Raw genomic sequence first — 19,852 nt, 5'->3', positions numbered from 1 at the left:
AGATGGCCATGCCGCTTCGCCAGTCCATCAAGGTCGCGACGTACCTCTTTGAACAGAAGGTTCGCAGGCGCGACAAGTTCCCGCTCATTGTCGAACTGGAGCCGCTCTACGCCTGCAACCTCAAGTGCGAGGGCTGCGGGAAGATCCAGCACCCCGCCGGAGTGCTGAAGCAGCGGATGCCCGTGGCGCAGGCCGTGGGCGCCGTCCTGGAGTCCGGCGCGCCGATGGTGTCCATCGCCGGCGGCGAGCCGCTCATGCACCCGCAGATCGACGAGATCGTCCGGCAGCTGGTGGCGAGGAAGAAGTACGTCTTCCTCTGCACGAACGCGTTGCTCATGCGCAAGAAGATGGACAAGTTCACGCCTTCGCCGTACTTCGCCTTCACGGTGCACATCGATGGGATGCGCGAGCGTCACGACGAGTCCGTCGCCAAGGAAGGCGTCTTCGACGAGGCGGTGGAGGCGATCAAGGAGGCCAAGAAGCGGGGCTTCCGGGTCACCACGAACTCCACCTTCTTCAACACGGACACCCCTCAGAACATCATCGAGGTCCTGAACTACCTCAACGACGACCTCGAGGTCGACGAGATGATGCTCTCGCCCGCCTACGCCTACGAGAAGGCGCCCGACCAGGAGCACTTCCTGGGCGTCGAGCAGACTCGCGAGCTCTTCAAGAAGGCCTTCGCGGGCGGCAACAGGCGCCGCTGGCGCCTCAACCACTCGCCGCTGTTCCTCGACTTCCTCGAGGGCAAGGTCGACTTCCCGTGCACGGCGTGGGCGATCCCGAACTACTCGCTCTTCGGCTGGCAGAAGCCCTGCTACCTGATGGCGGACGGGTACGTGACCACGTACAAGGACCTCATCGAGAAGACCGACTGGGACGCCTACGGGCGCGGCAAGGACGAGCGCTGCAACAACTGCATGGCGCACTGCGGTTACGAGCCGACGGCCGTCCTCGCCACCATGGGCTCGCTCAAGGAGTCCATCCGCGCCGCCCGCGAGACCGTCTCCGGAAACCGCGGGTGACACCGACATGACCTCCGGAGAGCCCGGCGGGGGTCTGGGGGGTTCCCCCCGGACAAGCACAGCACTGGGGCTCCCTTCGCTGCCGGTCCGACCGATCGCCGACCGCAGAACGAGTCGGCAGATCCACGTCGGACCGGTGGCAGTGGGGGGCGGAGCGCCGGTGTCCGTGCAGTCGATGACGACGACACGGACCTCGGACATCGGGGCCACGCTGCAGCAGATCGCCGAACTGACGGCGTCCGGCTGCCAGATCGTGCGGGTGGCGTGCCCCACGCAGGACGACGCGGACGCGCTCGCGACGATCGCGAGGAAGTCGCAGATCCCCGTGATCGCGGACATTCACTTCCAGCCGAAGTACGTCTTCGCCGCCATCGAGGCGGGCTGCGCGGCGGTCCGGGTGAACCCGGGCAACATCAAGCAGTTCGACGACAAGGTCAAGGAGATCGCGCAGGCGGCCAAGGACCACGGCACCCCGATCCGCATCGGTGTGAACGCGGGCTCGCTCGACGCCCGGCTCCTGAAGAAGTACGGCAAGGCCACCCCCGAGGCGCTCGTCGAGTCCGCCCTGTGGGAGGCGTCCCTCTTCGAGGAGCACGGCTTCCGCGACATCAAGATCTCGGTCAAGCACAACGACCCGGTCGTGATGGTGAACGCCTACCGCCAGCTCGCCGCGGCCAGTGACTATCCGCTGCACCTAGGTGTGACCGAGGCGGGGCCGGCCTTCCAGGGCACCATCAAGTCGGCTGTCGCCTTCGGGGCGCTGCTGAGTGAGGGGATCGGCGACACGATCCGCGTCTCGCTGTCCGCGCCGCCCGTCGAGGAGATCAAGGTCGGCATCCAGATCCTGGAGTCGCTGGGCCTTCGGGAGCGGCGTCTGGAGATCGTGTCGTGCCCGTCGTGCGGCCGGGCGCAGGTCGACGTCTACAAGCTGGCCGACGAGGTCTCGGCGGGCCTCGACGGGATGGAGGTGCCCCTTCGGGTCGCCGTCATGGGGTGTGTGGTGAACGGTCCCGGCGAGGCGCGCGAGGCGGATCTCGGCGTCGCGTCGGGCAACGGCAAGGGCCAGATCTTCGTGAAGGGCGAGGTCATCAAGACCGTCCCCGAGTCGAAGATCGTCGAGACCCTCATCGAAGAGGCGATGAAGATCGCCGAGCAGATGACGGACGCCGGGGTGGCCTCGGGCACCCCTGACGTCACCGTGAGCTGAGGAACAACCGGAGAGGGGGCCCGAGCGTGACAATTCTGGAAAGCATCCGGGGGCCGCGCGATCTGAAGGCGCTGAGCGAGGAACAGCTCGACGAACTGGCCGCGGAGATCAGGGAGTTCCTGATCCACGCGGTCGCGAGGACCGGCGGCCACCTGGGACCCAACCTCGGGGTGGTGGAACTCTCGATGGCCCTGCACCGGGTCTTCGAGTCGCCGGTCGACCGGATCCTGTGGGACACCGGACACCAGAGCTACGTGCACAAAATGCTGACAGGACGTCAGGACTTCTCGAAGCTGCGCGGGAAGGGGGGCATGTCCGGCTACCCCTCGCGCGAGGAGTCCGAGCACGACGTCATCGAGAACAGCCACGCGTCCACCGCGCTCGGCTGGGCGGACGGCCTCGCCAAGGCCAACCAGGTCCTGGGGGAGCGGGGCCACGTCGTGGCCGTCATAGGGGACGGGGCGCTCACCGGCGGCATGGCCTGGGAGGCGCTCAACAACATCGCGGCCGCCAGGGACCGCCCGCTGATCATCGTCGTCAACGACAACGAACGGTCCTACGCCCCGACCATCGGCGGCCTCGCCAACCACCTGGCAACCCTGCGTACCACCGACAGCTACGAGAAGGTCCTCGCCTGGGGCAAGGACGTCCTCCTGCGCACCCCCGTCATCGGGCACACCGTGTACGAGTCCCTGCACGGCGCCAAGAAGGGGTTCAAGGACGCCTTCGCGCCGCAGGGCATGTTCGAGGACCTGGGGCTCAAATACCTAGGGCCCATCGACGGGCACGACCTGGGCGCGGTCGAGTCGGCGCTGCGACGTGCGAAACGGTTCCACGGGCCGGTGCTCGTGCACTGCCTCACCGAGAAGGGCCGCGGCTACGAGCCCGCCCTCGCGGACGAGGCCGACCGGTTCCACACCGTCGGCGTGATGGACCCGCTCACCTGCGAGCCCCTCGCGCCGTCCAACGGCCCGTCCTGGACCTCGGTGTTCGGCGACGAGATCGCCCGCATCGGACGGGAGCGCGACGACGTCGTGGCGATCACCGCGGCGATGCTGCACCCGGTCGGACTCACCAAGTTCGCGCAGGAGTTCCCCGGCCGGGTGTGGGACGTGGGGATCGCCGAGCAGCACGCGGCGGTCTCGGCGGCGGGGCTCGCGACCGGCGGCCTCCACCCGGTCGTCGCCGTCTACGCCACCTTCCTCAACCGCGCCTTCGACCAGCTCCTCATGGATGTCGCGCTGCACAACTGCGGTGTCACCTTCGTCCTCGACCGGGCGGGCGTGACCGGCGTCGACGGTGCCTCGCACAACGGCATGTGGGACATGTCCGTCCTCCAGGTCGTCCCCGGACTGCGCATCGCCGCGCCCCGGGACGCCGAGCGGCTGAGGGCGCAGCTGCGCGAAGCGGTCACCGTGGACGACGCCCCGACGCTGATCCGCTTCCCGAAGGAGTCGGTCGGCCCCGAGATCCCGGCGGTCGACCGGATCGGCGGCCTCGACGTACTGCACCGGGCCGACGACCCCGACGTCCTTCTGGTCTCCGTCGGGGTGATGGCGCCGGTGTGCCTCCAGGTCGCGGATCTCCTGGAAGCGCGCGGTATCAACTGCACGGTCGTGGACCCGCGGTGGGTCAAACCCGTCGACCCGGGCCTCGCGCCGCTCGCCGCACGGCACCGGCTCGTCGCCGTCGTCGAGGACAACAGCAAGGCGGCCGGCGTCGGCTCCGCCGTGGCACTCGCGCTCGGCGAGGCCGAAGTCGACGTACCCGTGCGGCGGTTCGGGATCCCCGACCAGTTCCTCGCGCACGCCAAGCGCGGCGAGGTGCTCGCCGACATCGGGCTCACGCCCGTCGAGATCGCCGGGCGGATCGGCACGAGCATGGCCCTGAAGGCCGAGACCGCGGCCCTCGTGGCCGGCAAGGAGAGCGACGACGTATGAGCAAGGAGTTCGATCTCGCAAGACTCCTGGCCGACCGCGGCGCCGAGCGCTACGAGCTGCATGCCAAGTACCTCAACCACCAGCTCCCGCGCATGCTGCACACCATCGGCTTCGACAAGGTCTACGAACGGGCGGAAGGCGCCTACTTCTGGGACGAGGACGGCAGCGACTACCTGGACATGCTCGCCGGGTTCGGTGTGATGGGCCTCGGCCGGCACCACCCCGTCGTCCGCAAGGCGCTGCACGACGTCCTCGGCGCCTCGCTCGCCGACCTCACCCGCTTCGACTGCCAGCCGCTGCCGGGCCTCCTCGCCGAACGGCTCCTCGCGCACAGCCCGCACCTGGACCGGGTCTTCTTCGGCAACAGCGGTACGGAGGCCGTCGAGACGGCACTGAAGTTCGCCCGGTACGCAACGGGCAGGCCCAGGGTCCTGTACTGCGGTCACGCCTTCCACGGACTGACCACCGGGTCTCTGTCCGTGAACGGCGAGTCCGGATTCCGGGACGGCTTCGCGCCGCTCCTGCCGGACACGGCGGTGCCGCTCGGTGACCTCGACGCCCTGCGCGCGGAGCTCGCCAAGGGCGACGTGGCCGGGCTGATCGTCGAGCCCATCCAGGGCAAGGGCGTCCACGGGACGCCGCCCGGCTATCTGCGCGCTGCCCAGGAGCTGCTCCACCGGCACAAGGCGCTGCTCATCGCGGACGAGGTGCAGACGGGCCTCGGCAGGACGGGCGACTTCTACGCCTACCAGCACGAGGACGGCGTCGAACCCGACCTCGTATGCGTGGCGAAGGCGCTCTCCGGCGGCTACGTGCCCGTCGGCGCGACCCTCGGCAAGGACTGGATCTTCAAAAAGGTCTACTCGTCCATGGACCGCGTGCTTGTGCACTCGGCCAGCTTCGGCTCGAACGCGCAGGCCATGGCCGCAGGGCTCGCCGTGCTCTCCGTGATGGAGAACGAGGAGGTCGTCGCGAACGCCCGGGCCACCGGTGAGCTCCTGAAGTCCCGGCTCACCGCGCTCGTCGACCGCTACGAGCTGCTGAGCGACGTACGCGGCCGCGGCCTGATGATCGGCATCGAGTTCGGGCGGCCGAAGTCGCTGAAGCTGCGCAGCCGCTGGACGATGCTCCAGGCCGCGCGCAAGGGTCTCTTCGCGCAGATGGTCGTCGTGCCGCTGCTCCAGAAGCACCGGATCCTCACGCAGGTCTCCGGCGACCACCTGGAGGTCATCAAGCTGATCCCGCCGCTGATCATCGGGGAGCGCGAGGTGGACCGCTTCGTGGAGGCGTTCACCGCCGTCATGGACGACGCGCACTCGGGCGGCGGACTGATGTGGGACTTCGGCAAGACGCTGGTGAAGCAGGCGGTCGCCAACCGCTGACCGCTTCGCAAGGGCGCTTCTGAAGAAGAAAGCTGTTTGCCTCTGGGGCAATAAATTTGCCTCAGAGGTACAGCTCTGGCTCAATCGACGGTATGAGCCCTGCCCCTCCGGAGCCGGCTCCGGAACCCACGGAGCTGCCCGCCGTCGCCCCTCAGCTGCGCGAACTCCGGCGCCGCGCCGCCCTGACCCTGGAGGCCGCGGCCCGCGCCGCCGGGCTCTCGCCCGCGCACCTCTCCCGCCTGGAGACGGGTCGCCGTCAGCCCTCGCTCCCGATGCTGCTCGCCCTCGCCCGCACCTACGGTACGACGGTCTCCGAGCTCCTGGGCGAGACGCCCGCCGACAGGGACGCCGTCGTGCGCTCCGGCAACATGGAGCCCACCGGGGCGGGCGGCTGGATCTACCGGCAGGCGGGCGCCCCGGGGCGCGGCATGCAGGCCTTGCGCGTGCACGTGCCGTTCGGCGCCGAGGGCGACATCGTGCGGGTCCACCCCGGTGAGGAGTGGCTGTACGTGCTCGAAGGGCGGCTGCGGCTGCGCCTCGGGGACACCGCGCACGCGCTCGAGCCGGGGGACAGCGCGCACTTCGACTCGCTGACCCCGCACCGGATCGCCGCCGCCGACCGCGACGGCGCCGAGCTCCTCTTCGTACACACCCTGCTGCAGAGCCCGTCCGCCGCGCTGTGTCTAGGCCCGGCGACGGGCGGCGGCGAACGGACCCAGGGAGGCCCCCAATGAGCTCAGAGCCGAACGACGTGACCGAGCCGGAGCGGCCCGCCCGCCGCGACATCGAGGACAAGCTCCCGCGCGGCATCTGGGTGCGCCTGCTCGTCTACGTCTTCGCCGGGCACCTCGTCGCGGGTTTCATCTATCTGCTGTTCGCGCTGGGGGCGTCGCACGGGTGACGTGTCCCGCGTGTGGCCGATGAGTCTCAGTCGAGGAGGCGCTCGCGCAGCCGCTCGCGCTGGGCGGCGGACAGCTTGAGGCCCTCCTCCAGGTAGCGGTCGGTGGAGCCCCAGGTCTGCGCGACCTGCTCGAAGGCGGCCGCCAGATAGGTGGCGCGGGCGTCGAACAGCGGGCTCAGCAGCTCCATGACCTCGGGGGACATCGCGTCCTTCGAGGCACTGCTGCGGTGCACCTTGTAGCGGCGGTGCGTCGCGTTCGACTCCAGGTAGTCCGCCTCGATGGCGTCGCGCTCCACACCCACGGCCAGGAGCGTGACCGCTATCGACAGGCCCGCGCGGTCCTTGCCGGCCGCGCAGTGCATGAGCGCCGGCACGCTGTCCTCGGCGAGGGAGTGCAGGACCTGGCTGTGCTCGGCGGTGCGCTCCGTGATGATCGCCCGGTACGACGTGATCATGCGGTCCGCGGCCTGACCCTCGGACAGGGCGGCGCGCAGGTCGTCGAGGTTGCCGTCGCGCACCATCTGCCAGAACTCGGCGCCGTCCGCCGGGTCGGTCAGCGGCAGATTCACGTTCCGCACGCCGGGCAGCGTGACGTCGGGGCCTTCGAGACGCTGGTCGGCGGCGTTGCGGAAGTCGAAGATCGTGTGCAGCCCGAGCGAGGAGAGGAACGCGGCGTCCTCAGCCGTGGCGTGCGCGAGGTGACCACTGCGGAACAGCACGCCCTGCTTGACCCGCCGGCCGTCCACGGTCGGGAGACCACCGACATCGCGGAAGTTGCGCACTCCGGCCAACTCGGGCTCGGTGGACGGGACCTGCTGCGTCACGGGGGCTCCTCCCGGTCGGCCGCGGCGCTGCTCGCCTGCGGGCGCCTTCGACGATACGACACGGCTGCCAGGGGCAACCATGTGAGAGGAGACTGGTGATTGCGTGTTAAATGCCCGAAATGAACCGATAGATGTGCAATCGCGCAGTACGGGATAACTAACCCTGAAATGAGGGCATATGGCGGCTGATAGGTGAGCAGGGTCATAGCGGTGACCGTGCGTGGCGGCGGGCCCGAATGAATTTCCAGTAGGTATCGCAGTTGCAAAGATCGTGAATCGACGGAGCGTGACGGCCTTTTCCGGAAAGGATCATTTGAGGATCAAGAACCGGAATGCCCAGGGGAATTCGCTGCTTGTCCCCGCGCTCCCCGCTCGCTTACGTTCAGCGTAATCCGGACGGACCGCCAAATCCTGCCGCCGCCCGGAATCCGCACATCGATCCGTGCTCGGCAGGAGCGGGGGACCCAGGTGGACCGCCGTTTCCGGGACACCGGAAACGGCTCGGGGTGAAGCCGCGCCCGAAAGGGGCGCGGCCGGGCAGCTCCAGCCCGAACCCGACAGCTCACCTCGCAGGCGACGGAGAGGAATCCCCCATGCCCGCGAAGGGTAAGCACCGCCGTCCCAAGTCCCAGAGCTTCTCCCGCACGATCGCCATTGCCGGTGTGGGTGGCGTCGCACTCGCACTGCCGCTGATGGGTGCCGCCGGCGTCCATGCCGCGACTCCCGCGGCCGCCCACTCGGTCGTGAAGGCCGCGGCCGCTCCCGCCGCTGCCAAGACCTACGCCGTCAAGGCCGGGGACACCCTTTCGAAGATCGCCGACGCGCAGAACGTCAGCGGCGGTTGGAAGAAGCTCTACTCCGACAACCGCTCGGTCGTTGGCGGCAACCCGTCCCTGATCCATCCGGGCCTCAAGCTGACGATCGGCCAGAAGGCCGCGGCTCCCGCCGCGAAGTCCCCGGCCACCGCCACGCAGGCTTTCGCGCCCAAGGCCGCTACCGGCGCCGGCTACACGCTGCCCGTCCAGAGCGCCTCCATCGGCACGGCGTACAAGACCGCGGGCAGCATGTGGTCCAGCGGCTACCACACCGGTGTCGACTTCGTGGTCCCGACGGGCACTCCGCTCAAGGCCATAGCCGCGGGCACCGTTGTGTCGGCCGGCCTTGACGGCGCCTACGGCAACGAGGTCGTCATCCAGCACGCCGACGGCAAGTACTCGCAGTACGCCCACCTGTCGTCCCTCGCCGTCTCGTCCGGGCAGACCGTGACCGAGGGTCAGCGGATCGGCCTCTCCGGCGCGACCGGCAACGTCACGGGACCGCACCTGCACTTCGAGATCCGCACCACCCCGAGCTACGGCTCGGACGTGGACCCGGTCGCCTACCTCCGTGCGCACGGGGTCTCGCTCTGACCTCGACGGTGTGACGTCGCTCCGACCCTGACGGTGTGACGTGAAGGTGTCTCGTCGAGGCGTGACGTGAAGGGGCGGGTCCGGTTCCGGGCCCGCCCCTTCGTCGTATCCCCGTCGTATTCCTGAAATCGCGAAACTGACCGGGTGGGCTATATCACCACCCGTCAACCCCTTCCTACGGTCGCGTAGGTCACATCGCAGGGTGAAAGATGTGTGGTCGTGGCAAACGAATCGAGATCACTCAGCGGCGGCACGATTCGGTCCTACGCGGCGGTGGGGGACAGCTTCACCGAAGGCGTCGGGGACCCCGGTCCCGACGGGGCCTTCGTGGGCTGGGCCGACCGTCTCGCCGTCCTCCTGGACGACCGGACCCCCGAGCACTCCTTCCGGTACGCGAACCTCGCCGTACGCGGCAAGCTCCTCGACCAGATCGTGGAGGACCAGCTCCCGCGCGCCGTCGAACTGGCCCCGGACCTGGTGACCTTCGCCGCCGGCGGCAACGACATCATCCGTCCCGGCACCGACCCCGACGACGTCGCGGAGCGCTTCGAGAAGGCCGTGGCCCGGCTGACCTCCGCCGTCGGCACGGTCATGGTGACCACCGGCTTCGACACCCGGGACGTCCCGGTCCTCAAGCACCTGCGCGGCAAGATCGCGACGTACAACGGGCATGTGCGCGCGGTCGCCGACCGCTACGGCTGCCCGGTGCTCGACCTGTGGTCCCTCAAGACCGTCCAGGACCGCCGTGCCTGGGACGACGACCGGCTGCACCTCTCGCCCGAGGGGCACACGAGGGTCGCGCTGCGGGCGGGGCAGGCGCTCGGCGTCGAGGTGCCGGCGGACCCGGACCAGCCGTGGCCGGCGCAGCCGCCGCGCGGCACGCTGGAGGTACGGCGCGACGACATCCACTGGGCGCGGGAGTTCCTGGTGCCGTGGATCGGCCGACGCCTGCGCGGCGAGTCGTCCGGGGACCATGTGGCGGCGAAGCGGCCGGATCTGCTGCCGCTCTGACGGGAGCTGCGCGCGTCATGGGGGAGCCGGCCCTTGGAGGCTGCTCCCCCGCGTCATTTCCACGCGGTCACCCCGGGCTCCCTTCGGAGCCCGACGTCGCGGCGCCGTCAGCCCGCCGTCGTCGCCGTCAGGTCCGCCCGCTCAAGTCCCAGCTCGCGGGCCAGCGCGTCGTCGACCCACTCCTGCATGCGGGCCCGTGAGACCGTCCCCGTGTACGCGGTCATCTGCACCGCGAGGCCGTCGAGGAGCGCCGTCAGGCGCAGTGCCGCGCCCGCCGGGTCCGGGCAGCGGAACTCGCCCGCCGCCACGCCCTCCGCGACGACCTGCGTGATCGCCGCCTTCCACTGCTTGTCCAGGTCGCGCGTGACCTCCCGCAGCGCGGGCTCACGCAGTGCCGCGGACCAGCCCTCGATCCACAGCCGCCACCCCTTGGCCTGCCCGGTCGGCGCGTACCAGCGCACGGCCGAGCGCAGTCGGCGCAGCGCCGTCGTGCGCTTGCCCAGCAGCTTGCGCAGATGCGCCAGGTCGCCCTCGGCGGCGTGCGCGAACGCGGCGGAGACGAGCTTTTCCTTCGTCGAGAAGTGGTACAGAACCAGCGCGTTGCTCACCCCGAGCGCTGAGGCGACGTCGGCGATGCGCACGGCTGCCACGCCCCGCGCCTCGATCTGCTCGATGGCGGCCCCCAGCAACTCTTCGCGCCGCTCGGCCACGCTCAACCGCACTCTTGCCACGCGGTAACCCTACACACGGGCACTGGCGGTGGGCGCCGAGTGGTGAACCCGGTGCGAACGCCTCGTGCACGACTCTTGACAGTGCCCAGTGGTGCCCGTCACAGTCTCGCTTACTGACTGGCTGTTCAGTCAATAGAGCGACCGGGGAGCCGGTCGCGGCAACCGTCGCAACAAGAGTCGCAGCACAGTCCGAGAACAACCGTCACGCCCCGTGCCCCGCCGTGCAGCAGGAGTTTCCCCGTGACCCAAGCGCCGCCGATACCGCCGACCGAGCCGTCCGCCAAGGGCGCACCCGACCTGCCTGACCTGTCGGAGGGATGGGGTGAACAGCGCTCCCGGCTCAAGAAGGACCTGCGCAGGCTGGACGTGCTGTTCTTCCTGATCTGCACCCTCGTCGGCCTCGACACGATCGGCTCCGTGGCCGCCCAGGGTCCGCAGGGTCTGACCTGGATGGCGATCCTCGCCCTCGCGTTCTTCCTCCCGTACGGCCTGCTCGTCGCCGAACTCGGCTCGGCCTTCCCCGTGCAGGGCGGCCCCTACGTGTGGACGCGCCTGGCCTTCGGCAGGCTCGTCGCCGGTGTGAACCAGCTCCTCTACTGGATCTCCAACCCCGTCTGGGTGGGCGGCAGCCTGTGCATCATCGCGCTCACCACGTGGGAGGAGTTCTTCACCCCCCTGCCGGGATTCTGGAAGTACGCGGCCGGCCTCGTCTTCATCTGGGGCGGAGCGCTGGCCGTCGTACAGTCCGTGCGCATCGGCAAGTGGGTGCCCATCGCGGGCGCCGTCGCCCGGATCGTGCTCCTCGGGTTCTTCCTCGTCTCCGTGGCGGTGTTCGCCGTCCAGCACGGCGTGCACGCGCTGCCCGCGGGAGAGTTCGTCCCGACGTACGCCGGTTTCGTGGCACTCGTCCCGGTCCTGATCTTCAACTACGTCGGCTTCGAACTGCCCAGCTCCGCGGCCGAGGAGATGACGAACCCGCGGCGCGACATCCCCCTGTCGATCCTGCGCTCGGGCTTCGCGGCGGTGCTCCTCTACGGCGGCCCGATCCTCGGCATCCTCTTCGTGCTGCCCAGCAAGGAGATCGGCAGCCTCGGCGGATTCATCGACGCCTGCAAGGCCGTGTTCACGGTCTACGGCGGGTCGATCGCGGCCGACGGCACGGTCACGCTCACCGGCCTCGGCTCCGTCTTCGGCGGGGTCGCCGCAGCGGGCCTGATCATCGGCCTGCTGACCTCGGGCGTCACCTGGGCCATGGGCGCCCACCGCGCGCAGGCCGTCGCCTGCGCGGACGGCGCCGGTCCGGCGTGGCTCGGCCGCATCTCCGAGAAGCACGGGACGCCGGTGCGGGTGAACCTGCTCTCCGCCGTGCTCGGTTCGATCCTCTTCGTGGTCGCCCTCAACCTCACGGGCGGCAACGGCGAGAAATACTTCGCGGCGGGCCTCGGCCTGACGATCTGCACCACCTTCATCTCGTACGTCATCACGTTCCCCAGCCTCGCCGTGCTGCGCCGCAAGTACCCGGACACGCCCCGCCCGTACGCCGTCCCGGGCGGACGCGTGGGCGCGTGGGTCGTGAGCGTCCTCGCCACCGGCTTCGTGGCGTTCACCGTGATCGTGCTGATCTGGCCGGGCTTCGGGGTCGGCTGGTTCGGCTCGGCGGGCAGCGCAGCGGACTCACTGCCCGAGTCGTTCGCCGGTGAGCGCGCCCAGTACACACTGAGCCAGGTGCTGCCCCTGCTGCTCTTCGTCGGCATCGGGCTTGTCTTCTACGCCATGGGCGCGCGGACGCGCAGGCGCGTGGGCGAGTAGCGCGCCCGCGCGCAAGGGAGGGCCTTCCCCGTGACGGGGAAGGCCCTCCGGCGTGTCGGATCCCGACGGACGATCTGCCGCGTCAGACGCCCACGAACTGGTAGTCGCGCAGGATGCGTCCGTCCTCCGCCACGACGACGAACTCCAGCCCTCCACCCGTCACTTCGCCGCTTTGCGTGAGGACCGACTCCCAGCGGAACGTGACGACGTCCTTCAACTGCTGCGCGTGTGCGGCCGTCGCCCTGAACGTGTACTCGCCGGACGCCACGAACTCTTCATGGGCCCGCGCCACACGCGCCTCAAGCTCCTCGTGACCGCGCGCCTCCAAGGCGGCCGTGGGGAAGCCGAGGTGCACGGCCGTCTCCCGCAACTCCTGCGGCGGCAGCAGGGCGTGCACACCGTCCGGGGACCACAGCGCGTGTACCGCCTTGCGGCGCAGCTCGGGGTCCCTCTCGTTCCAGACGGCCGCGTACCGGCCGGCCAGCTCCTGTGCGTCGATGTGCGGCATTGACTCGCCCTCTTCCTGATCTGTCCCTGACGGCTGTCGGTGATGTTTGAACTGTGCGCGGCGGGGTGCGGCGCGACAATTCCCCGCAGGGAATGGCCCGTAGGCCCCGCCGTCGGGTAGATACGGTCCGGTGACGACGCAGGCGGAACCGGCTGAGGCGGGGACAGGGACAGGGCCCTCGGGCAGGGCGGCGCAGGGCGGGCTCGGTGACGCGTTGCGTGAGTGGCGGGTGCGGCGGCGCGTCAGCCAGCTGGAGCTGGCCACGCGCGCGGGGACCACGCAGCGGCATGTCAGCTTCGTGGAGAGCGGCCGATCGGTCCCGGGCCGGGCCATGGTCGTACGCCTGGCGGAGGCGCTGAAGGTGCCGCTGCGGGAGCGCAACGCCCTTCTCCTTGCGGCGGGTTACGCACCCGCGTACCAGGAGTCGCGCTTCGGGGGTCCGCAGCTGGCCGCCGTCCGTACGGCACTGGAGCGTGTCATGGAGGCGCATCTGCCGTATCCGGCGGTCATCATCGACCGGTGCGGGGATCTCGTCTCGCGCAACGAGGCCTTCGGCGCGCTGACCGAAGGGGTCGATCCGGCGCTGCTCTCGGCGCCGGTGAACATCGCGCGCGTGCTGCTGCATCCGCGCGGCCTCGCGCCGCGGATCGTGAACCTGGACGAGTGGGCCTGGCATGTCATCGACGGACTGCGCGACGAGTCCGTCCGCAATTCCAACCGAGCTCTCACGGAGCTGGTCGCCGAACTGGAGGGCATGGTGCCGGACCGGCCCCGACAGGCCGGTCCGGACTACCTCGGCTTCGCCGTCCCGCTGCGGCTGCGTACGGAGCGCGGTGAGCTGCGCCTGCTGAGCACGCTCACCCACTTCGGGACGGCGGTCGACGTCACGCTCGCCGAGCTGAAACTGGAGGCGTTCCTACCGCTCGACCAGGAGACCGCCGCCCTCCTTGCCGACGCCATGGACGGGCGCCGGTGAGGTGCCGGCCCGGTCGAGCACCCCGTGCGCGTCCAGGGCGATCGCGCCGCCCGGGTGCACGAGCAGGGGATTGACCTCCAGTTCGGCCAGCTCCGGATGGTCGACGGCGGCCCGCGCGACGGCGCACACGGCGGCGGCCGCCGCGTCCAGATGCGCTCCGGGCGCGCCGCGCCAGCCTGTCAGCAACGGCGCGTGCCGCAGCCGCAGGAGCAGGGCACGCGCGCGTGCCGGTGTCAGGGGTGCGAGGGCCAGCGCCGTGTCGGCGAGCAGTTCGGCGGTCACCCCTCCGATGCCGACCATGACGACGGGCCCGAACGACGGGTCGCGCCGCACACCGACGATCAGTTCGTGTCCGTACGGCGGTGTGGCCATCGCCTCCACGGCGTAGCGGTCCGCGCCCGTCGCCGCCTTCATGCGGGCGAACGCGGCCCTCAGGGCGTCAGCGTCGGCGATCGACAGGGCGACCCCGCCCGCCTCGGTCTTGTGCGCGAGCCCCATCGCCTTGAGGACGAGCGGATACCCCGTCCGGTGTTCCGCCGCCTCCACGGCTTCGTCCGCGCCTGTCACGAACTCGGCCGCAGGGAAGGCGAGTTGATAAGAAGAGAGCAGCTCCCGCACGTTCTCGTAACCGCCGTCCGCCAGCCTGTACGTCGCCGGGGCCGGAGGATCCTCGAGGGTGAGCGGAGGATCCGTGAGGCGGGCCGCCGTGGCGACGGCGGTCGCGGCCTGCTCGATGCGCTCGTAGACGGGCACACCGCGCTGCCGCAGAACCGTCAGGGCGGGGGTGTCACGGGCCATCGTGTGCACCACGAGGGCGCGCCCGGACGTGACGGCGGCGTCCGCGAGGGCGTGTGCGACCTCGCATTCGCGTTCCGTCTGGGCCGGGTTGGCGGTCGCGTAGTCGCCGAAGTAGCCCGTGAGGACGACGGCGTCGGTGTCTCCCGAGTGCAGCAGGGTGCCCGCCACGCGCGCGTAGTTGCCGAGATCGACCTCACCCGCGCCCGCCAGGTCGACCGGGTTGCCGCACCCGGCCCCAGTCGGCAACTGCTCGGCCACCGCATCGCGCGTGCCTTCCGCGAAGGCGGGCACATCGAGGCCCTGAGCGGCGAACGCGTCGGCGGCGAGGGCACCTTGACCGCCGCTGTCCCCGACCACGGCGACGCTGCGCAGGTGAGGCGACCGGCCGGCCGCCGTGTGCCCCGCACTCCGGTCGCGTACACCCTGCGCCAGCAGGTACACCGCCGTGTCGACCAGGTCGCCCGCCGTGTCGAGCAGCAGGGCGCCGGCGTCGCGGCACACCGCCTCCACGGTGGCGCGCGCGCTCACCAGGGCGCCGGTGTGGGACGCCGCGGCGCGCCCGGAGGCGGCGCTGCGTCCCACGGTCAGGAGCAGGACGGGTTTCCCGGCGGCGTGGGCGGCCGTCAGGACCTGTGCGAGCCGCCGGCCGTCGCGGAAGTCCTCGATGTACGCGGCGAGCGCTCTGGTGGGCCCGTGCGTGATCAGCGACTCCAGGGCGTCCGCCGCGTCGATGTCCCGCTGGTTGCCCAGCGACACGAACCGGGAGAAGCCCTGTCCGGAGCGTGCGAGGAGTCGGCCGATCTCCAGGGCGAGATTCCCGCTCTGGGACACGAGACCGAGGCTGCCCGAGGGGAACTCGCCCCAGCTGAGCCGCAGTTCGCTCGTCGTGTCCACCACGCCCATGCAGTTCGGGCCGAGCAGCCGCGCGCCCCGGGCCGTGACGAGCTCGGCGAGCGCCCGCTCCTCCTCGGCGGTGGCGCCGCCCGAGGTGATCACGGTGAAGCACCGGGCGCCCGCCGCGAGACCGTCCGTGACGACCGGTCGCACATGGTGGGGCGGCACGGCGACGACGACGTGCTCGGGGGGCACGGGCAGCGACGCGAGATCCGGCAGGAACGGTTCGCCGTCCAGGGCGCCCCCGCGGTGGTTGACGAGGTGGACGGCCCGGCGGTCACGGCCCGACAGGGCCCCCGACGCCAGCCAGTAACCCCACTTCTCCGGGTTGTCGGACGCCCCGACGACGGCGACCGACCGAGGGTCGAAGAGCGCGTCCAGGTCCACGCGCGCGTGCACGCCGGTCTCTGGCGGGGGCGTCACCTGTACCACCCGAACCGCTCCGCGATCACCGGGAGACGGTCCGCGACGATCGCGTGCGCGGCGGCGCGCGGCGTCGTCCCGTCCGCCTCGGCGCGCGCCAGCATCTGGTCGATCAGCGCGCGCATGGAGCGCCGCGTGTACGCGAACGCCTCGTCCGCGTTGGCGTCGATGTCCCCGAACAGCGTCCACCACCACCAGGCGTTCGTACCGGAGTTGACGACGACGTCGGGCAGGACGGTGATGCCGCGCCGGGCGAGCAGCTCCTCCGCCTCGGGCAGCACGGGCATGTTGGCGGCCTCGACGATCCAGCGTGCCGTGATCTGTTCCTGGTTCGCAGCGTCCACCGCGTACGACACGGCGGCGGGCACGAGGACCTCGGCGTCGGCCGACAGCCAGGCGTCGCCCGGCAGTTCACGGTCAGCCTCGCGCAGCGCGGAGCGGTCCACCGTCCCGTAGGCGTCGCGGGCGGCGAGGAGCGCGTCCACGTCCAGGCCTTCGGGGTTGGCGACGGTGCCCTTCACGTCGGCGACGGCCACGACCCGCAGGCCCGCGCGCGCCAGGAAGCGGGCGGTCGCCCCGCCCATGGTGCCCAGGCCCTGCACGGACACCCGGGTGCCCTCGTAGGGGACGCCCGCGCGGTCCAGGGCCGCGAGCACCGACTCGGCGACTCCGCAGCCGCCGACGAGCTCGTCGAGGCCGATGCCGTCGACGTCGACAGCGAAGGCGTCGGCGAGCCGTCGTCGCGCGGCCGTCTCGTCGTCGAGCAGCGGGTAGACCGCCTGGATGGACGAGACGAGCCCGGCCTCCTCGGCCGCCCTGTCGACGAGGTCCTGGGTGAGCCCCAGGTCCTCGCCGGTCGTCCAGAAGGACTCGATGTAGGGCCGCATGGCGCGCAGATAGCGCACGAGGACGCCGTACGCCTGCGGGTCCTGCGGGTCGCAGTCGATGCCGCCCTTGGCGCCGCCCAGCGGGATGTAGCGGCCCTGCGGGTTGTAGTGCAGGGCCTCCTTCATCGTCATGCCGCGCGCGAGGCCCGCGACCTCGTCGAGGGTGCAGCCCTGACGCATCCGTAGTCCGCCGCTGGACACGCCGCGCACCAGCCGGTCGACGACCAGGTAGCCGTGCCTGCCGGTGACGTGGTCGGTCCAGGTGAGCGACATCAGGGGGGTGGCGGGCGCGGTCATGCGGTCTCCTCGGGGACGGTGATCAGGGTGGGTCCGGGGGTGGCCAGGGCCCGGGTCAGGAGCGCGGCGAGTTCACCGGGGGAGTGCGCGGGGGCGCCCCTGCCGCCGAAGGCCCGCGCGAGGCCGGCGAGGTCCACGCGTGCGTGGTCGACGGCGGCAGGTGTGTCGCCGCGCGCGGCCATCTCGTCGCGGATCTCGCCGTAGCCGCCGTTGTCGAACACGACGACGGGCAGAGGCAGTTGGAGCTGTGCGGCCGTGGCCAGCTCCTGCACGGAGAACTGGAGCCCGCCGTCCCCGCTGATCGCGATCACCTGCCGGTCGGGGCAGGCGGTCTTCGCGCCGATCGCGGCGGGCAGCGCGTAGCCGAGCGTGCCGAACCCGGTGGGGTGCAGATAGCGCCCGTCGGGGCCGACGGGGAGGTGCGGGAGCGCGCCGTAGTAGCAGCACTGGGCGCTGTCGGAGGTCACCACGGCATCGGCCGCGAGGACGCTCCTGATCGCTTCGAGATACGGCACCCAACGAGCGTCACGCGCGCGTGTCTCGTCGTCGCGGGCGGCGCGCACGGCGGCCGTGGTCCGCGTGGCCGCGTCCGTGGACGCCGGGCCCGGCACCTTGGCGAGCCGCTCCTTGAGCGCCTGCATGGTGGCCTGCGCGTCGCCCACCAGGGCGACGTCCGCAGGGAGGCCCGCGTACATCTGCGCCGGATCGACGTCGACACGGATCAGCCTGCCGTCGAGCGGAGGCGGCGCGGACCACAGGTCCGACTCGGCGAGTTCCGTCCCGACGGCGAGCACGACGTCGCGGTCGGCCAGCCACTTCTGTACGGACGGGCTGTGCAGGGACACACCGAGGGAGAGGGGATGCCGTTCGTCGACGATGCCCTTGCCGTTCGCGGTCGTCGCCACCGGAGCGCCCAACTGCTGTGCCAGTGCCCGGCATTGCTCGGCCGCACCGCGTGCGCCACCGCCCAGGACCAGGCCGGGGCGCACCGCGCCGGCGAGGAGAGCGGCCGCCGCGTCGAGCGACGGACCGTCCGCCGCGCGGGGCGCCACCAGGGGAGCGCGCCGTACCGGCCCGGCGGGCTCCGTCGCCTCGAGCAGGTCGAGCGGCACCTCGATGTGCACGGGCCGGGGCCTCTCCGTACGGAACAGGCTGAACGCGCGCGCCACCGCCGCTCCGATCTCCTCCACAGAGGACACCCGATGGCTGAACGCCGCCACGTTCCGCAGCGCCTCCGTCTGGCTGCGCATCTCGTGCAGGAGACCCGTCGACTGGTGCGGATGGCGCAGCGGCATGCCCGGTGACACCACGAGAAGCGGCACGCTGTCCGAGTACGCCTGCCCGACTGCGGCCGCGATGTTCAGGAGAGCGGGCCCCGTCGTCGTGATGGCCACCCCGGGATCGCCCGTCACGCGCGCGTAGGCGTCGGCCGCGTACCCGGCGCCCTGCTCGTGACGCGGGGCGACATGCGTGATGCCGTACGCCGCCAGGTGCCGGTAGATCTCCAGGTTGTGGGTCCCCGGGATGCCGAACGCGGTGGAGACCCCATGGGCGGCGAGTGCCCTGACGAGCGCCTCGCCGCCGGTCGACGTCCGCATCTGCTCCGTCACCGTCTCCTCTGTCGCCGTCTCCTCGGTCACAGCGACCTCGATATGACCAGGCGCATGATGTCGGAGGTGCCTTCCTCGATCTCCTCCAGCTTGGCGTCCCGCATCCACTGCTCGACCGGGAACTCGCGCGAGTAGCCCCAGCCGCCGAGCGTCTGCACGGCCGCCCAGGTGCAGTACGCCGCCGTCTCCGACGCGGTCAGCTTGGCCATGGCCGCCTCGGCGGTCGCGTCGAGTCCGGCGTCCAGACGCCGCGCGGCACGCCACGTCATCAGACGGGACTGCTCGATCCGCGTGCGCATGTCCGCGAGGCGGAACGCCACGGCCTGGTGCTCGATGATCGGCTTGCCGAACTGCACGCGCGTGCGTGCGTAGTCGCGGGCGTACTCGTACGCGGCCCGCGCCACACCCGTGGCCGCCGCGCCCAGAACGGCGCGCGAGATGTCGAACGTCCGCATGAGGCCGGCGAAGCCCTGCCCCTCGTAGCCCAGACGGTCGGCGTCGGGCACGAACACGTCGGAGAAGAACACCTCGCGGCACACGATCGCGCGCTGGCCCATCTTGCGCATCGGCTCACCGAACGTGAGCCCCTCCGCGCCCTTGCGCAGCAGGAACGCCGTGACACCGCCCGAGCGCTGCGACGGGTCGGTCTTGGCGAAGACGACGTACTGCTCGGCCTCGCCCGCGTTCGAGATCCACGCCTTCTGGCCGTTCAGGAGGTAGCCGCCCGCCGTGCGCGTCGCGGTCGTCACGATCGACGCGGCGTCGGACCCGGAGCCCGGCTCGGTCGTCGCCAGCGAGGTCATCGGGGTGTCGGGCCCGGCCAGCGGCGTCAGCCACGCGCGCTTCTGCTCCTCGGTGCCCAGCTCCATGACCGGGTCGGCGAAGAAGCCGTTCGAGCAGAGGAGGTTGCCGATGCCCAGGTCGCCGACGCACAGCTCCTCCTGGACGAGGACCTGCGTGAACACGTCGGTGAACCCGCCGCCCCCGTACTCCTCGGGCAGCATGAAGCCGGTGATGCCGACCTTCGCGGCCGCGCGCCACAGATCCCAGGGCGTCTCCACGTCCGCCTCGTCCACGGCGCGCCCGCGCGGGCGGATCTCCTCACGCGCGAACGTCCTCGTGAGGTCCACGATGTCCCGCTGCTCCGGGGTGAGGGGGACCAGCTCGATGGGGAGCTCTGACACGGTGCCTCCAGAAACTGACGGATACCGACGAGGGGG

At 70.9% G+C, this 19,852-nt stretch carries 17 protein-coding genes and 1 riboswitch; of the genes, 10 read left to right on the top strand and 7 right to left on the bottom strand.

The window, feature by feature from the left end:
• The first annotated feature begins 2 nt into the window (after window positions 1–2).
• The 6 genes from hpnH (at window position 3) to OG456_RS05190 (ending at window position 6,455) form a co-directional block, all read left to right on the top strand.
• On the top strand, window positions 3–1,025 hold the full coding sequence (hpnH, locus tag OG456_RS05215; RefSeq protein ID WP_266557652.1) for an adenosyl-hopene transferase HpnH: 1,023 nt from the start codon (window positions 3–5) through the stop codon (window positions 1,023–1,025).
• Window positions 1,026–1,032: 7 nt separating this feature from the next.
• Window positions 1,033–2,232, top strand: a complete 1,200-nt coding sequence (ispG, locus tag OG456_RS05210; RefSeq protein WP_266557650.1) for a flavodoxin-dependent (E)-4-hydroxy-3-methylbut-2-enyl-diphosphate synthase — start codon at window positions 1,033–1,035, stop codon at window positions 2,230–2,232.
• A gap of 26 nt (window positions 2,233–2,258) precedes the next feature.
• Window positions 2,259–4,172, top strand: coding sequence for a 1-deoxy-D-xylulose-5-phosphate synthase (gene dxs / locus OG456_RS05205; protein WP_266557648.1), 1,914 nt, complete (start codon window positions 2,259–2,261; stop codon window positions 4,170–4,172).
• Window positions 4,169–5,554, top strand: a complete 1,386-nt coding sequence (locus tag OG456_RS05200) for an aspartate aminotransferase family protein (protein WP_266557646.1) — start codon at window positions 4,169–4,171, stop codon at window positions 5,552–5,554. Before dxs ends, OG456_RS05200 begins: the two co-directional genes overlap by 4 nt.
• A 92-nt stretch (window positions 5,555–5,646) precedes the next feature.
• The gene (locus tag OG456_RS05195) at window positions 5,647–6,288 is read left to right on the top strand and encodes a helix-turn-helix domain-containing protein (protein WP_266557644.1); all 642 of its coding nucleotides are present in this window, start codon (window positions 5,647–5,649) and stop codon (window positions 6,286–6,288) included.
• A complete protein-coding gene (locus tag OG456_RS05190; RefSeq protein WP_266557642.1) occupies window positions 6,285–6,455 on the top strand; it encodes a DUF6126 family protein in 171 nt (56 codons plus the stop codon). Before OG456_RS05195 ends, OG456_RS05190 begins: the two co-directional genes overlap by 4 nt.
• 26 nt (window positions 6,456–6,481) lie before the next feature.
• Here OG456_RS05190 and OG456_RS05185 read toward each other — a convergent pair whose 3' ends face one another.
• A complete protein-coding gene (locus OG456_RS05185) occupies window positions 6,482–7,279 on the bottom strand; it encodes a tyrosine-protein phosphatase (protein WP_266557640.1) in 798 nt (265 codons plus the stop codon).
• Window positions 7,280–7,687: 408 nt separating this feature from the next.
• Window positions 7,688–7,868, top strand: a riboswitch (cyclic di-AMP (ydaO/yuaA leader).
• A gap of 4 nt (window positions 7,869–7,872) precedes the next feature.
• On the opposite strand from OG456_RS05185, the gene OG456_RS05180 reads away from it, so the two are divergent.
• Both OG456_RS05180 and OG456_RS05175 read left to right on the top strand, forming a co-directional pair.
• Window positions 7,873–8,688, top strand: coding sequence for a LysM peptidoglycan-binding domain-containing M23 family metallopeptidase (locus OG456_RS05180; RefSeq protein ID WP_266557638.1), 816 nt, complete (start codon window positions 7,873–7,875; stop codon window positions 8,686–8,688).
• A 219-nt stretch (window positions 8,689–8,907) separates the two neighbouring features.
• Window positions 8,908–9,699 carry an SGNH/GDSL hydrolase family protein gene (locus tag OG456_RS05175; protein ID WP_227298375.1) on the top strand — a complete coding sequence of 264 codons (792 nt, stop codon included), beginning with the start codon at window positions 8,908–8,910 and terminating at the stop codon, window positions 9,697–9,699.
• A gap of 107 nt (window positions 9,700–9,806) precedes the next feature.
• On the opposite strand, the gene OG456_RS05170 is transcribed toward OG456_RS05175, so the two are convergent.
• Window positions 9,807–10,430: a TetR/AcrR family transcriptional regulator gene (locus OG456_RS05170; protein WP_323136299.1), complete on the bottom strand. Its 624-nt coding sequence runs from the start codon at window positions 10,428–10,430 to the stop codon at window positions 9,807–9,809.
• A gap of 240 nt (window positions 10,431–10,670) precedes the next feature.
• Between OG456_RS05170 and OG456_RS05165 the strand changes: the two genes are divergently transcribed.
• Window positions 10,671–12,239, top strand: a complete 1,569-nt coding sequence (locus OG456_RS05165; protein ID WP_266557634.1) for an APC family permease — start codon at window positions 10,671–10,673, stop codon at window positions 12,237–12,239.
• A gap of 82 nt (window positions 12,240–12,321) precedes the next feature.
• On the opposite strand, the gene OG456_RS05160 is transcribed toward OG456_RS05165, so the two are convergent.
• Window positions 12,322–12,747, bottom strand: coding sequence for a hypothetical protein (locus OG456_RS05160; RefSeq protein ID WP_266557632.1), 426 nt, complete (start codon window positions 12,745–12,747; stop codon window positions 12,322–12,324).
• Window positions 12,748–12,961: 214 nt separating this feature from the next.
• Here OG456_RS05160 and OG456_RS05155 point away from each other — a divergent pair, with 214 nt between their 5' ends.
• Window positions 12,962–13,723 (top strand): helix-turn-helix domain-containing protein, encoded by a 762-nt coding sequence (locus OG456_RS05155; protein WP_266569048.1) that lies wholly within the window; start codon window positions 12,962–12,964, stop codon window positions 13,721–13,723.
• Here the strand turns inward: OG456_RS05155 and OG456_RS05150 are convergent.
• From OG456_RS05150 to OG456_RS05135, 4 genes are read right to left on the bottom strand one after another with little or no spacing between them, the layout of a single operon-like run.
• Window positions 13,664–15,838: an acetate--CoA ligase family protein gene (locus OG456_RS05150; RefSeq protein ID WP_266557630.1), complete on the bottom strand. Its 2,175-nt coding sequence runs from the start codon at window positions 15,836–15,838 to the stop codon at window positions 13,664–13,666. The two genes, OG456_RS05155 and OG456_RS05150, sit on opposite strands and share 60 nt — an antisense overlap.
• The gene (locus OG456_RS05145; RefSeq protein ID WP_266557628.1) at window positions 15,835–17,022 is read right to left on the bottom strand and encodes a glutamate dehydrogenase; all 1,188 of its coding nucleotides are present in this window, start codon (window positions 17,020–17,022) and stop codon (window positions 15,835–15,837) included. The genes OG456_RS05150 and OG456_RS05145 overlap by 4 nt, the downstream gene beginning before the upstream one ends.
• On the bottom strand, window positions 17,019–18,662 hold the full coding sequence (locus OG456_RS05140; protein WP_266557627.1) for a 5-guanidino-2-oxopentanoate decarboxylase: 1,644 nt from the start codon (window positions 18,660–18,662) through the stop codon (window positions 17,019–17,021). The genes OG456_RS05145 and OG456_RS05140 overlap by 4 nt, the downstream gene beginning before the upstream one ends.
• Complete coding sequence (locus tag OG456_RS05135) at window positions 18,659–19,816, bottom strand: acyl-CoA dehydrogenase family protein (protein WP_266557625.1); 1,158 nt, start codon at window positions 19,814–19,816, stop codon at window positions 18,659–18,661. The genes OG456_RS05140 and OG456_RS05135 overlap by 4 nt, the downstream gene beginning before the upstream one ends.
• Between the last annotated feature and the right edge of the window lie 36 nt (window positions 19,817–19,852).

Source organism: Streptomyces sp. NBC_01446 (assembly GCF_026340095.1).
Taxonomy (GTDB): Bacteria; Actinomycetota; Actinomycetes; order Streptomycetales; family Streptomycetaceae; genus Streptomyces; species Streptomyces aureus.
This window is presented reverse-complemented; position numbering and strand designations above follow the sequence as displayed.